The following is a 13,116-nucleotide window of genomic DNA, read 5'->3' as shown; positions in this document are numbered from 1 at the left end:
ACAGGTGCCTCGCGCTAAGTTCCTCGCATGAGAGACGAACTTCCTCCGACCAGCCGCCTTTCCGTAGACGTCATCTCCGATGTGATGTGCCCTTGGTGCTTCATCGGCAAGCGACGCCTGGAAAAGGCCGCGAGCCAGACCGACATTCCGCTCGACATCCGCTGGCGCCCCTATCAGCTCGACCCGACCTTGCCGCCGGAAGGCAAGGATCGCAGTCTCTATCTTGCGGAGAAATTCGGCTCGGCCGAAAGAGCACGCTCTCTCTACGTCGACGTGCGCGCCGCCGGAGCGCAGGAAGCGATTCCCTTCGATTTCGATGCGATCGAGGTCTCACCCAACACGCTCGACGCCCACCGCCTCATCCGCTGGTCGGCAAGCGCCGGCGTGCAGGACGTGATCGTCGAGGCGCTGTTCAATGCCTATTTCATCGAGGGCCGGCGGCTCAACGAGCCGGAGACGCTGACGGAGATCGCCGGCAACGCCGGCATGGATCGCGACATCGTCTCGAATCTTCTGGCCAGCGGTGCCGACCGCGAACTGGTCGAGGAGGAAATCGCCCTCGCCCGTCAGATGGGTGTGAGCGGCGTGCCGACCTTCGTTGTCGGTAACCGCTATGTCGTCGTTGGCGCACAGGCACCTGAGGTCCTCGTCGAGGCTTTCAACGCGGCTTTGGCGGCGTCGCACAACGCCAACGACAACGGACCGGCCTAAAAGGGCCAGCCTTACGGCTCACTCAGCTCCAGCTATCGTCTAGGCGGCCTTCTGCTCACGGGCTTCGTCATGAAGTTCGAGAAGCGCATGGCGCACGATCATAGTCGCAGCCTGGAGCGCGAGCGAAGCCATCACGGCCGCGACGATGAGATCGGGCCAGGCCGTTTGCGTCCCGAAGACCCCGGCGGCAGCAACGAGCACGACGAGGTTGCCGATCGCGTCGTTGCGCGAACAAAGCCAGACGGAGCGCATATTGGCGTCGCCCCCGCGATAGGCCCACAGAAGAGCGGCTACACCGAGATTGGCGATGAGCGCGAGGAGCCCGACCCAGGACATCGTCAGGGGATCCGGCGGCACCGCATTGAAGGCACGCCAGACGGTTGCAGCCACGATCCAAAGACCGAAGAGCCCCATCGTGGCGCCTTTCAAAAGCGCGGCCTTGGCTCGCACGGCCGGTGCCGAGGCGACGACCATCAGACTGACGGCATAATTTCCCGCGTCTCCGAGGAAATCGAGGGAATCGGCCTGCAGCGACAGCGACCCGGCGGCAACTCCCGCTCCTGCCTCCACGACGAACATCCCGGCATTGACGACAAGCGCGATCCAGAGAAGTCGGGAAAAACGTCCGTCGTCACCACGGATCGCACTCCCGCAGCATCCGTCCTCGCAGCAACCGCTCATCTCGGCCTCACATCCGATCCAATAGGCTGCTAGGCTGCACTCTCTAGCCGCTATAGGGTCAAGAGCGTGACAGAGCCGTCGCTTCTGCGAATTGGCGATCTTGCTGCAGCAACAGGCACGAAGATCGTCACCATCCGCTATTACGAGAAAATCGGGCTTCTGCCCGCTCCGCCACGCACGGGCGGGAATTATCGCGCCTATTCAAAGATGCATCAGGAGCGGCTGAGCTTTATCAGGCGCTCCCGCGCTCTCGGCTTCACCCTCGACGAAATCCGGGAACTCCTCGAGCTATCAGCGGATACCGAGCGCGACTGCACCGACGTCGACCGGCTGGTCACCTCGCACCTTGTCGAGGTGGAGGACAAAATCGCCGACCTTCAGCGTCTCGCGAGCGAGCTCCGAAGGATGAAGGAGAGCTGCCGGGGCGGCACGATCGACGACTGCCGCATCATCGAGGCGCTCTCCTCGCAACCGTCCTTGCCCTAAGCGGCTTTCTGCGCCCCTTCCTCGGCAATCTTGGCAAGACGCGTGAGCAGGGACGCCGTACCTTTCAGGCGGTCTTCAGGCCGCGGCCAATCGCGTGACAGAACGATACGCTGGTCGGGACGGATTTTCGCCATCGAGCCCTGCTCGCCGATATAGCGCACGAGGCCACCGGGATTTGCGAACTCGTTGTTGCGGAAGGCGATCACCACGCCCTTCGGCCCGGCATCGACCTTTTCGACATTGGCTCTGCGGCACAACGATTTCACGTAGACCACCTTCAGAAGATGATCGACCTCATCCGGCAACGGCCCGAAGCGATCGATCATTTCCGCCCCAAAAGCATCGATGTCGCCTGCGTCTTCGAGATCTGCAAGGCGCCGATAAAGGCTCATGCGGAGTGTCAGGTCTGGGACGTAAGTCTCTGGAATCATGACCGCCATGCCGATCGTGATTTGCGGCGACCACTTGCCCTCGGCAAGCTCCTCGTCGCCTGCCTTGAGACTTGCCACCGCCTCCTCGAGCATCTGCTGATAAAGCTCGAAACCGACCTCCTTGATATGGCCGGACTGTTCTTCGCCGAGAAGATTGCCGGCGCCACGGATATCGAGATCGTGGCTGGCGAGCTGGAAGCCAGCGCCGAGCGAATCGAGGGACTGCAGGACCTTGAGACGCCGCTCGGCCGTCGTCGTCATGGTCTTCTTCGCCGGCACGGTGAAGTAGGCGTAGGCGCGGTTCTTGGACCGGCCGATGCGTCCGCGCAGCTGATAGAGCTGCGCCAGACCGAACATGTCGGCGCGATGGATGATGAGTGTGTTCGCGGTCGGAATGTCGAGGCCTGATTCCACGATCGTCGTCGACAGGAGGACGTCGTACTGGCCGTCGTAGAAGGCGTTCATCACCTGATCGAGCTCGCTCGCAGGCATTTGGCCATGCGCGACGGCAACCCGCGCCTCCGGCAGATTCTGGTCCAAAAATTCCTTCACTTCGGCAAGATCGGAAATCCGCGGCACAACGTAGAAGGACTGGCCTCCACGGAGGCGTTCGCGCAACAGAGCCTCGCGCACGATCAGGGGATCGAACGGCGAGATGAAGGTCCGCACCGCCAAACGGTCGACAGGCGGCGTCGCGATGATGGAGAGATCGCGCACGCCGGTGAGCGCGAGCTGCAGGGTGCGCGGGATCGGCGTCGCCGTCAGCGTCAGGACGTGCACGGCCGAGCGCAGCTCCTTCAGGCGTTCCTTGTGCTTGACGCCGAAATGCTGCTCCTCGTCGACGATGACGAGGCCGAGATCGCGGAAATTGACAGATTTCGCGAGAAGCGCGTGCGTGCCGACGACGATATCGATGGTGCCGTCGGCGAGCCCCGCCTTGACCCGCGCTTTCTCTGCCGTGCCGACGAGTCTGGAAAGGCTGCCGATGTGCAGCGGCAATCCGCGAAAACGCTCGACGAACGTTTTGTAGTGCTGTCGGGCGAGCAAGGTCGTCGGCACGACCACGGCAACCTGTTTGCCGCTGATCGCGGCGACGAACGCCGCCCTGAGCGCCACTTCGGTCTTGCCGAAACCGACATCGCCACAGACCAGCCGATCCATCGGCCGGCCGGAACCGAGATCGCCCATCGCGGCCTCGATCGCAGCATCCTGGTCATCCGTTTCCTCATAGGGAAAACGGGCTGCGAATTCTCCGTAGAGGCCGTCTGGCGCAATGAGCTTCTCACCCTGACGGATAAGCCGCGCTGCGGCCGTTTTGATGAGAGCGTCGGCAATTTCGCGGATGCGCTTCTTGAGCCGCGCCTTGCGGTTCTGCCAGGCGACGCCGCCGAGCTTGTCGAGCGCGGTCTCCGAACCTTCCGCGCCATAACGCGTCAGAAGATCGATATTTTCGACCGGCAGAAAGAGCTTGTCGCCACCCGCATAGACGAGCTGCAGGCAGTCATGCGGCGCACCCGCGGCCTCGATCGTAACGAGACCATCGAAACGCCCGATGCCGTGATCGACGTGGACGACGAGGTCGCCTTCCGAGAGGCTCGCAGCCTCGGTCAGAGCATCGGCGGCGCGTTTGCGCTTGCGTGCCGGGCGCACGAGGCGGTCGCCGAGCACATCCTGATCGCCAATGAAGACGCTGTCGGGCGTCTCGAAACCGGTTTCGAGCGGCATCACGGCCATGCCGGTGATGCCTTTGGCAAGCGCCTCCGTCTCAGCCCAGGTTTCGACCGGCTGCAGCCGCTCCATGCCGTGGTCGGTCAGGACCTGAATGAGACGGTCTCGCGCGCCCACGCTCCAGGTCGCAAGCACGATACGTTTGCCCGCCTTGCGGCGATCGGCGACATGCGCGACGAGCGCATCGAAGACATTGACGTCACCGGCCGCCCGTTCGGCGGCAAAGGTGCGGCCCGCCCTGCCCTCGACATCGTAGACGGAACCCGCATCGCCCGGTGATGCGAAAGGCGTCAGCCGGGCGGACGCATGATCGTCCACTTTGGCCTGCCATTCCTCGGGTGTCAGATAGAGGCTGTCGGGCGCCGCTGGCTTATAGGGCGCCGCGCCGGCGAGCTTCTGATCGGCGTTTTCCTTGCGCGCTTCGTAATGGTCGCCGATCTGCTCCCAGCGATCCTTGAGCGTATCTGCTGCCAGATGATCGACCGCCACCAGCGTGTCGCCGGCGTAATCGAGAACCGTCTCCAGCCGTTCATGGAAGAAGGCGAGCCAGTGCTCCATGCCCGCAAAGCGTCGCCCGGCGCTCACCGCCTCGTAAAGCGGATCGTCGCTCGTCACGGCGCCGAAGGCTTCGCGATAGTTCTGGCGAAAACGCGCGACGACCTCGTCATCGAGGATGATTTCGCTCGCAGGCAGGAGGTCGAGCCGCGAGACCTGTCCGGTCGTGCGTTGGTTCTCCGGATCGAAAGGCCGGATCGTCTCCAGCGTGTCGCCGAAGAAGTCACAGCGAATTGCCCCCATATCCCCTGGAGCGAAAAGGTCGACGATACCGCCACGCACGGCATATTCGCCAACGGCCCGAACCGTCGGTACACGTTCAAAACCATCGGCCGCCAGACGCGCGACCAACCCTTCCATGGGCGTCACGTCACCAGCGCCGGCACTCCACACATGCCGCGCCACCCACTCATGCGGCGGCACCCGTTGAATGGTCGCATTGGCCGTCGTCAGAAGGATGAGCGGCGCCTGCGGACCTGCATCGACGAGTGCCTTCAGTGTCGCCATCCGGCGCGCCACGACGTCGGCGTTGGGCGAGACACGGTCATACGGCAGACAGTCCCAGGCCGGAAACGTCAGGCGCCGGATATCCGGCGCAAAGAAACGCAGGCTCTCTTTCGCCATCTCCAGATGACGCGCGTCCCGCGCAACGAACGTGACCGGCAGGCGGCGCAAACGCACGAGATCGGCAAGGACGCGCCCCTCCAACCCGTCCGGTACACCGGACAGGGTGAGATGGCGGTTTTCCGCCAGAAGATCGCTCAGCCGCTCAGCGCTGGAGGATTTCGACATCCGAATTTCGTTCTCTTTTGTGGAAGGCAATCAATCCTGAAATCATCGCGCTCTGATGCTCGGCCGGCACCTCTTCGCGCCCGACGATCCAGCTGTAGAGAGCGAGATCCGGCAGTTCGAGGAGCCGCTCGAATTCCGCAAGTTGCCGCTCGTCGGCAGATGGCAAAACACTGTCGCCGAAGCGCCCGACGAGAAGGTCCAGCTCGCGCGTACCGCGGCGCCAGGCACGAAAATGGGCGCGTCGGCGCCGCTCTTCAAATTTTTCGTCTGCCATATCGGGTGTCACATTCCTTATGGGCGGGAGCTCATGCCCCACCAAGATTTATCCACTCAGACCAAGCGGGCAAGAGATGCATCTTGCCGCCGCGCGCAGCGCAAGGCAGGAAGATGTATGCGCCCCGCCCTTCTCGATCCGCTTTTTGCAGAGGCCGCCTCGCTGCCGGGGGTGGGACCGAAAGTGGAGAAGCTTCTCGCACGGGTGACCGGTGTGGCCGAGGGGCCACCCCTTGTGCGCGACCTGCTCTTCCATCTGCCGGTTTCAGCGATAGCGCGACAGCAGATCGCTAGCCTGGACGAGCTTCCACAGCAAGGCCATGTCGTCGTAACCGGCAAAGTGGAGCATCACGAAGCGCCGCGCCGGCATTCACGCGCGCCTTATCGCGTCATTCTCGACGACGGCCGCGGCACCGTCGAGCTCATCTTTTTCAACATTCGCAGCCAGTGGATCGAAAAGATCCTGCCTCTCGGGGCGACCCGCACGGTTTCGGGACGCCTCGACTGGTTCGATTATCGCGCCCAGATCGTACATCCGGAGGTGATGGAGCCAGGCGCGGCCGACAAGATCCAGATGGTCGAGCCGATCTACCCGCTGACGGAGGGTCTGTCCTCCCGGGTCCTCGGCAAAATCATACGGGCAGCGCTCGAAAGGGCGCCGACATTGCCGGAATGGATTACGTCAGACCTGATGGCGCGAGAGAAATGGCCCTCGCTCACCGAGGCTCTCGCGACGATGCACCGGCCGCAGGAGGCCGCAGCCCTCCTGCCCGAAGCGCCTGCCTGGCGGCGCCTCGCCTTCGACGAATTGCTGGCAAGCCAGCTCGCCCTCGGGCTGGTGCGCCGAAGCGCTCGCAAGACTGCTGGCAAAGCGCGCCATTTCTCTGGCGACCGCGCCGCAAAGCTGCACGAGCTCTTGCCCTTTGCGCTAACGCAAGCCCAGCAGGATGCCGTCACCCACATCCGCAAGGATCTGCGTTCGCCGGAGCGGATGCTGCGTCTCCTCCAAGGCGACGTCGGTTCCGGCAAGACGCTGGTCGCACTGACCGCGATGCTCGATGTCAGCGAAGATGGCGGACAAGCGGCCTTGATGGCACCGACCGAGATCCTGGCACGGCAACATTTTGCGACGATCGCGCCGCTTGCCGAATCGATCGGGCTGACGACGGCCCTTTTCACCGGCAAGGATATCGCCGGCCGCGGCGAGAAACTTGCAGCGCTCGCAGCCGGTGACATCGATATCGCGATCGGCACACACGCCCTCTTTCAGGAGAGCGTCACTTTCAAAGACCTCGGTCTCGTCATCGTCGACGAGCAGCATCGCTTCGGCGTCCACCAGCGCATGCTCTTATCGGCCAAAGGGAGCGCGCCGGACCTTCTCGTCATGACGGCAACCCCGATCCCGCGCACCCTCGTCCTCACCTATTTCGGCGACATGGAAATTTCCGAGCTGCGCGAAAAGCCGGCAGGACGGCGCCCCATCGACACGCGTGTCGCCCCCTCCGAACGGCTCGCAGAAGTGAAAGAGAGAATCCGTTCCGCCGTCGACAAAGGGGAAAAGGTCTATTGGGTCTGCCCGCTCGTCGAAGAATCGGAATCGCTCGACGTGGCGGCGGCGGAAGAGCGCTTTCGCGACCTCGAAAAGATGTTCGGATCGCGGGCCCTGCTGCTCCACGGGCGCATGAAGGCTGCCGAAAAGGCCGCAGCGATGCAGCGTTTCCGAGAGGCGGGCGGCGCCGTTCTCGTAGCGACCACGGTGATCGAGGTCGGCGTCGATGTCCCGGATGCCTCCATCATTGTCATCGAACATGCCGAACGTTTCGGCCTCGCCCAGCTTCATCAGCTGCGCGGTCGGGTCGGGCGCGGCGACAAGCCCTCGAGCTGTCTCCTGCTCTACAAGCCGCCCTTGAGCGAAACGGCCCGCGAACGGCTCAAGGTGATGCGGGAAACGAATGACGGCTTCGTCATCGCCGAAGCGGATCTGAAGCTTCGCGGCGAAGGCGACCTTCTCGGCACGCGCCAGTCCGGCATGCCCGGTTTCCGGCTCGCCCGGCCGGAATTCCACGGTGATCTCCTCGCGCTCGCGAGAGACGAGGCAAAGCTCATCCTCGCCCGTGAAGAAAAGGGCGGATATGCCGGTCGCGAGGCCGTCCGATGTCTTCTCTATCTTTTCGGAAGAGACGAAGCGATCCGGCTTATGCGCTCGGGCTGAGCGCATAAGCGCAGGAGACGTGCGGGAATGCCCTCTCGTCTATTCCGCCGCCTCTCTCTCATTATCTACCGCTTCCTTGGCCTCGCGGGCGAGAGCTTTGGTCTTGCGATGATATTCCGGGGCGACAAGGCCTGCAGAAATGACGAGCTTGGCCCCCTCCTCGACGGTCATATCGAGCAGAATGACATCCTGGCGCGGCACAATGAGCAGAAAGCCTGAGGTCGGATTTGGCGTCGTCGGCAGAAAGACGGCCATCGTATCCGTATCGCTTTCCTGGAGACGCTCGGCGATCTCCCCCTTCGTGTCGGTCGCGATGAAGACCAGCGCCCACAGCCCGCGCCGCGGATATTCGATCAGCCCGACCTGCTGAAACGAGCGGCTCGATTGTGAAAGGGCGGTCTCGAAGATCTGCTTCAGCGCCCGGTAAAGGTTCCGCACGAGCGGCATACGATCGAGGAGGAGCTCCCCGTACGCGACAATCGTGCGCCCGACCAGGTTGGCTGTCAGGAAGCCCAGCATCGTCAGAAGGAAGATAGCGACGATGAGCCCGAAACCCGGAACCGAGAAGGGCAGATAATTGTCGGGATTGTAAGCGTGGGGGATGAGTGGCTTCACCCATCCGTCCACCCAGGCCACGAAAGCCCAGGTGAGATAAAACGTGATGCCGATCGGCGCGGCAACGACGATACCGGTCAGGAAATAGTTGCGAAGCCTGAGCCCCGCTTTCGAGTGCCGCCGCTGCGGCTTTGCCCCCCGCTCTGCGTCCTCGGTTTCCATCCACAAAACCCCACTGGCGAAGGTGCCAGGTCACCCATCATAACGCCCGTCGCGCCGGACCGCGCGCGAAAATTTTGGGCTCTATTCGACCGTCACGGACTTGGCGAGATTGCGGGGCTGGTCGACGTCTGTGCCCATAAAAACCGCGGTATGGTAGGCCAAAAGCTGCACCGGCACGGCATATACGATGGGCGCGATCGCGGCCGGCATGCTCGGCAGGATCAGGGTCTTCATCGTGTCGACAGCAGCGCTCCGCGCGCCCTCTTCGTCCGTCAGCAGAATGATTCGCCCGCCGCGCGCCGCGACTTCCTGCATATTGGAGACGGTCTTGTCGAAGACCTTGTCGTAAGGCGCCACCACGATGACCGGCATCGTCTCATCGATGAGCGCGATCGGCCCATGCTTCAGTTCGCCCGCCGCATAGCCCTCGGCATGAATATAGGAGATTTCCTTGAGCTTCAGAGCGCCTTCGAGCGCCAGAGGAAAGCTCTTGCCGCGACCAAGGTAGAGCACATGTTTGACGCGCGACAGCTCTTTCGCCAGCCCCTCGATCTCGTCCTCGAGCTTGAGAGCCTGCGAAAGATGCCGCGGCATCTCAATTGCAGCCTGAACGAGCTGTTCTTCGTCTTCGCGCGAGAGATGTCCGCGTTGACGTCCGGCGCCGATTGCAAGCGCGAGGAGTGTCGTAAGCTGGCAGGTGAACGCTTTCGTCGAGGCGACGCCAATCTCGGGTCCGGCGAGTGTCGGCAGAATGTAATCGGCCTCGCGCGCGATCGTGGATGTCGGCACGTTGACGATCGCACCGATCTTCTGCCCATGCTCCCGGCAGTAGCGGAGCGAGGCGAGCGTGTCGGCCGTCTCCCCCGATTGCGAGATGAAGAGCGACAGCCCCTTATCGCCGAGAGGAACCTCCCGGTAGCGGAACTCCGAAGCGATATCGAGATCGACCGGCAGGCGAGCCAACTGCTCAAACCAATATTGGCCCACAAGCGCCGCGTAAAACGCCGTTCCGCAGGCCGACATGGCGAGACGGTCGAGCCCCGCAAAATCGATCTCGGCCCCCTCTGGCAGCGCCACGCGGCGTTCAGCGAAATCCACGTAATGGCCGAGAGTATGCGCCACGACCTCGGGCTGCTCGTAAATCTCCTTGAGCATGAAGTGCCGATGATTGCCCTTGTCGACCATCAAGTTCGAGGCGACGAAATGCTGGACCGGTCGCCGCACTTCGGCGCCGTTCTCATCATAGATGGTGACGCTCTTACGCCGCACGACCGCCCAATCGCCGTCTTCCAGATAGGTGATCCGGTTGGTGAACGGGGCAAGCGCGATGGCGTCGGAGCCGAGATACATCTCGCCGTCGCCATAGCCGATGGCGAGCGGACTGCCCCGGCGTGCCGCGATGAGAAGGTCGTCCTCACGCGCAAAAAGGATGGCGAGAGCGAAGGCACCTTCGAGTTTTGCCAGCGTCTCCGCCGCGGCCGCCACGGGATCGAGCCCGCGGGCGAGCGCCAGAGTGATGAGATGCGCGACGACTTCCGTGTCGGTCTCGGTCTGAAGCGCCCGTCCGGCGGCCCGGATCTCGGCCCGCAATTCCTGAAAATTCTCGATGATGCCGTTGTGGACGACGGCAACGCTTTCCGTTGCATGCGGATGCGCGTTGACTTCCGTTGGCGCCCCATGCGTCGCCCAGCGCGTATGGCCAATGCCGATCAAACCGGAAAGGGGGTGCTGATGCAGGCGGTTTTCGAGATTGACGAGCTTTCCCTTGGCGCGCTCGCGCGTGAGCTCCTTGTTCTCCAGCGTCGCGACACCTGCCGAATCGTATCCTCGGTATTCAAGCCGCTTGAGCGCATCCAACAGCCGCGGGGCGACCGGGGTCGTTCCGACGATTCCGACAATGCCACACATATCCAGAAATACTCCCCTTCCAGCGGCGCGATCATGCCGAAACAGACCGCACCGAGAAAATCAATTGCCGTGACACAGTGTGACGAAAACGCCCTGCACTTCGGTGCTCGGGTTCACTTTTTCACGTGGCGCGCCCGAAAAGATTTAGCCCAATCCGGCTTCTGCACCTGTCGGCCGCGCGCAATTGCGAGCGCGTCCGGCGCGACGTCATCGGTAATCACGCTGCCGGAACCGACATAAGCGCCGTCTCCGATAGAGACCGGTGCCACCAGAGACGAATTGGAACCGATAAAGGCCCCCTCTCCGATCTGCGTGCGCGATTTGCTGAAGCCGTCGTAATTGCAGGTGATGGTGCCGGCCCCGATATTGGTTCCGGCGCCAACGGAGGCATCCCCGAGATAGGTCAGATGGTTGACCTTCGCGCCATCGCCCAGCGTCGTTGCCTTCACCTCGCAGAAATTCCCGACCTTCGCTCTCGCGCCGACATCGGCTCCCGGCCGCAGGCGGGCAAACGGCCCGATCTCTGCCCCGGCTTTCACGACACAGCCTTCAAGGTGCGAAAAGCCATGGATCCTGACCCCGTCTTCAACGCGAACCCCTGGGCCGAAGAAGACGTTCGGCTCGACGGTCACGTCGCGACCAAGCACGGTATCGTGCGAAAAGAAGACGGTCTCCGGCGCAACGAGGCTGACGCCCTCCACCATCGCCTGTCGGCGGCGGGCGCTTTGAAAGCGCGCTTCGGCCTCCGCAAGCTGCGCTCTGTCGTTAACGCCGAAGACCTCGTCGAAGGCGATCTCAGCGGCTTTGACCGAGAAACCTCTCTGATTGGCGATCGCAACCGCATCCGTCAGATAGAACTCGCCCTGTGCGTTGTTGCTGTCGATCGCCTCGAGCAGGGAGAGCATGTCGGCCGCACGGAACGCCATCAGGCCCGCATTGCAGAGCCCGATCTTCTTCTCTTCCGGTGAGGCATCCTTGTCTTCACGGATCGCGAGAAGGCGGCCCTCTTCGGTGATGAGCCTGCCGTAACCTGCAGGGGACGGCGGACGCATGCCTGCAACGGCGAGCGCGGCCCCCTCGTCAATGAGACCGGCGAGGCACGAAACCGTCTCAGCCGTCACGAAAGGCGTGTCTCCGAAAAGAACCAGCACCACGCCTTCGGCACGCTCCAGAAGCGGACGCGTCTGCATGACGGCATGCCCCGTGCCGCGTCTCTCCTCCTGCACGAAAACTTCGGCCTGCGGCATTTCTTGGGTGACCAGGGCCCGCACAGAATCGTGTCCCGGACCTACGACGACGCCGAGATGCGCCGCCCCGGCCGCCTGGGCCGCCCGCATCGCAAAAGCCAGCATCGGAAGCCCGCCGATCGGGTGTAGAACTTTTGGATAGGCCGAGCGCATACGGGTGCCCTCGCCCGCAGCCAGAATGATGGTCGTAAGCTGAGACATATGTCCCTTTCCTGATGCAGCGCCGCTTGAGGAGCCGCAGCTTGCGCAAATTCTGCCAGCCCGTTAGCGCAGGTACGTCGAAGCCGAAAGCCCCTCCGAACCGATGCAAGCTTCCTCAAACCGCCTGCGAGACATCACTCTTCTGGCGCTCATGCCGCTGTTCTTCTCGTCAAATCTCGTGATCGGACGCGCAGCGGTGAGCACGGTCGAGCCGTTCACCCTCGCCTTCTTGCGCTGGACGGTGGCCCTTCTTCTGCTCCTCCCGCTCGCCGCCGCGGGATTGAGCCAACACCGCAAGACGCTGATGGAAAACTGGCGTCTGCTTCTTGTTCTTGGCTTTCTCGGCATGGGTGTGTGCGGGGCGATCGTCTATCTCGCTCTCCGCCACACCAACGCCACCAACGCCACATTGATCTACACCTCGTCCGGTGTGATGATCCTGGTTCTGGAATGGCTGTTTCGCGGCAAGCGTATTGCGCTGCGCCAGGCGCTTGGCGTGGCCCTCGCATTCATCGGCGTTGCCGTCATCGTGCTGCGGGGAGATCTCGGCCAGCTCATCGCACTCGAATTGAATGCCGGTGATCTGTTGATCGCGCTGTGCGCCTTCTCGTGGGCCGTCTATTCGGTTCTGTTGCGTCGAGGCTCCCTTCACACCGTCCCGACCCTGCCGCTGTTTACAGCCATCGTCGCCGCCGGCGCGGTCGTTTTGCTGCCGTTCTTTGCGGTGGAAGCGGTCGTGCGCGAGGCCTTTCCTTCAACCTTGGCCGCATGGCTCTCGATTGCGGGCCTCGCCTTCATCTCCTCGGTCCTCGCCTTTCTCGCCTATCAGCACGGCGTCAAAGTGTTTGGACCGGGCGTCACCGGCATGTTCCTCTACCTGCTGCCACCCTATGGCGTCCTGCTCGCAATGATCTTCCTTGGAGAGGAATTTCACACCTATCACGCGCTCGGGCTGGCCCTGGTTCTGCCGGGCTTGATGCTCGCGACCCTGCCGTCCACATGGCCGCGGCCGTGGCACGGCATCCGGCGATGGACAAAAGCCCGGCATACGGGGCTACCCTGAACCAAAACGGCTTGACCCGCACCAACGGCTTCCATAGGGTCCGCCCGCGCT

Annotated in this window: 10 protein-coding genes; 4 read left to right on the top strand and 6 right to left on the bottom strand. The window is 62.9% G+C overall.

Features of this window, described 5'->3' with window-relative positions; all coding sequences use genetic code 11:
• The first annotated feature begins 27 nt into the window (after positions 1-27).
• Positions 28-711 carry a DsbA family protein gene (locus NYQ83_RS00875; RefSeq protein WP_261211466.1) on the top strand — a complete coding sequence of 228 codons (684 nt, stop codon included), beginning with the start codon at positions 28-30 and terminating at the stop codon, positions 709-711.
• A 39-nt stretch (positions 712-750) separates the two neighbouring features.
• On the opposite strand, the gene NYQ83_RS00870 is transcribed toward NYQ83_RS00875, so the two are convergent.
• On the bottom strand, positions 751-1,392 hold the full coding sequence (locus tag NYQ83_RS00870) for a cation transporter (RefSeq protein WP_261211464.1): 642 nt from the start codon (positions 1,390-1,392) through the stop codon (positions 751-753).
• Between the two features lie 84 nt (positions 1,393-1,476).
• Between NYQ83_RS00870 and NYQ83_RS00865 the strand changes: the two genes are divergently transcribed.
• Positions 1,477-1,878, top strand: a complete 402-nt coding sequence (locus NYQ83_RS00865; RefSeq protein ID WP_261213880.1) for a MerR family transcriptional regulator — start codon at positions 1,477-1,479, stop codon at positions 1,876-1,878.
• Here the strand turns inward: NYQ83_RS00865 and mfd are convergent.
• Together mfd and NYQ83_RS00855 are read right to left on the bottom strand one after the other, a co-directional pair.
• Positions 1,875-5,384, bottom strand: a complete 3,510-nt coding sequence (gene mfd, locus NYQ83_RS00860) for a transcription-repair coupling factor (protein WP_261211463.1) — start codon at positions 5,382-5,384, stop codon at positions 1,875-1,877. The genes NYQ83_RS00865 and mfd overlap by 4 nt on opposite strands.
• Positions 5,362-5,658, bottom strand: a complete 297-nt coding sequence (locus NYQ83_RS00855) for a succinate dehydrogenase assembly factor 2 (RefSeq protein ID WP_261211462.1) — start codon at positions 5,656-5,658, stop codon at positions 5,362-5,364. The genes mfd and NYQ83_RS00855 overlap by 23 nt, the downstream gene beginning before the upstream one ends.
• Before the next feature lie 117 nt (positions 5,659-5,775).
• Between NYQ83_RS00855 and recG the strand changes: the two genes are divergently transcribed.
• The gene (gene recG / locus NYQ83_RS00850) at positions 5,776-7,869 is read left to right on the top strand and encodes an ATP-dependent DNA helicase RecG (protein ID WP_261211454.1); all 2,094 of its coding nucleotides are present in this window, start codon (positions 5,776-5,778) and stop codon (positions 7,867-7,869) included.
• 39 nt (positions 7,870-7,908) lie between these two features.
• Here the strand turns inward: recG and NYQ83_RS00845 are convergent, their stop codons facing one another.
• From NYQ83_RS00845 to glmU, 3 genes are all read right to left on the bottom strand, one after another.
• Entirely contained in the window at positions 7,909-8,646 is a 738-nt protein-coding gene (locus tag NYQ83_RS00845) for a DUF502 domain-containing protein (protein ID WP_261211452.1), read from the bottom strand.
• An 81-nt stretch (positions 8,647-8,727) separates the two neighbouring features.
• Positions 8,728-10,554 carry a glutamine--fructose-6-phosphate transaminase (isomerizing) gene (gene glmS, locus NYQ83_RS00840; RefSeq protein WP_261211450.1) on the bottom strand — a complete coding sequence of 609 codons (1,827 nt, stop codon included), beginning with the start codon at positions 10,552-10,554 and terminating at the stop codon, positions 8,728-8,730.
• A gap of 113 nt (positions 10,555-10,667) precedes the next feature.
• Positions 10,668-12,002 (bottom strand): bifunctional UDP-N-acetylglucosamine diphosphorylase/glucosamine-1-phosphate N-acetyltransferase GlmU, encoded by a 1,335-nt coding sequence (gene glmU, locus NYQ83_RS00835; RefSeq protein WP_261211447.1) that lies wholly within the window; start codon positions 12,000-12,002, stop codon positions 10,668-10,670.
• 103 nt (positions 12,003-12,105) lie between these two features.
• On the opposite strand from glmU, the gene NYQ83_RS00830 reads away from it, so the two are divergent.
• Positions 12,106-13,065 carry a DMT family transporter gene (locus NYQ83_RS00830; RefSeq protein WP_261211445.1) on the top strand — a complete coding sequence of 320 codons (960 nt, stop codon included), beginning with the start codon at positions 12,106-12,108 and terminating at the stop codon, positions 13,063-13,065.
• The last annotated feature ends 51 nt before the right edge of the window (positions 13,066-13,116 follow it).

It is taken from the genome of Afifella sp. JA880 (genome assembly GCF_025379905.1).
Lineage (GTDB): Bacteria > Pseudomonadota > Alphaproteobacteria > Rhizobiales > Afifellaceae > Afifella > Afifella aestuarii.
The sequence above is the reverse complement of the archived record's forward strand: the minus strand, read 5'-3'. Positions and strand labels throughout refer to the sequence as shown.

What these genes read in the sequence shown, in the direction of transcription:
- recG (WP_261211454.1), top strand. Translation starts at nt 5,776, where the DNA reads ATGCGCCCCGCCCTTCTCGATCCGCTTTTTGCAGAGGCCGCCTCGCTG.
- NYQ83_RS00870 (WP_261211464.1), bottom strand. Translation starts at nt 1,392, where the DNA reads ATGAGCGGTTGCTGCGAGGACGGATGCTGCGGGAGTGCGATCCGTGGT.
- glmS (WP_261211450.1), bottom strand. Translation starts at nt 10,554, where the DNA reads ATGTGTGGCATTGTCGGAATCGTCGGAACGACCCCGGTCGCCCCGCGG.
- NYQ83_RS00875 (WP_261211466.1), top strand. Translation starts at nt 28, where the DNA reads ATGAGAGACGAACTTCCTCCGACCAGCCGCCTTTCCGTAGACGTCATC.
- glmU (WP_261211447.1), bottom strand. Translation starts at nt 12,002, where the DNA reads ATGTCTCAGCTTACGACCATCATTCTGGCTGCGGGCGAGGGCACCCGT.
- NYQ83_RS00845 (WP_261211452.1), bottom strand. Translation starts at nt 8,646, where the DNA reads ATGGAAACCGAGGACGCAGAGCGGGGGGCAAAGCCGCAGCGGCGGCAC.
- mfd (WP_261211463.1), bottom strand. Translation starts at nt 5,384, where the DNA reads ATGTCGAAATCCTCCAGCGCTGAGCGGCTGAGCGATCTTCTGGCGGAA.
- NYQ83_RS00855 (WP_261211462.1), bottom strand. Translation starts at nt 5,658, where the DNA reads ATGGCAGACGAAAAATTTGAAGAGCGGCGCCGACGCGCCCATTTTCGT.
- NYQ83_RS00830 (WP_261211445.1), top strand. Translation starts at nt 12,106, where the DNA reads ATGCAAGCTTCCTCAAACCGCCTGCGAGACATCACTCTTCTGGCGCTC.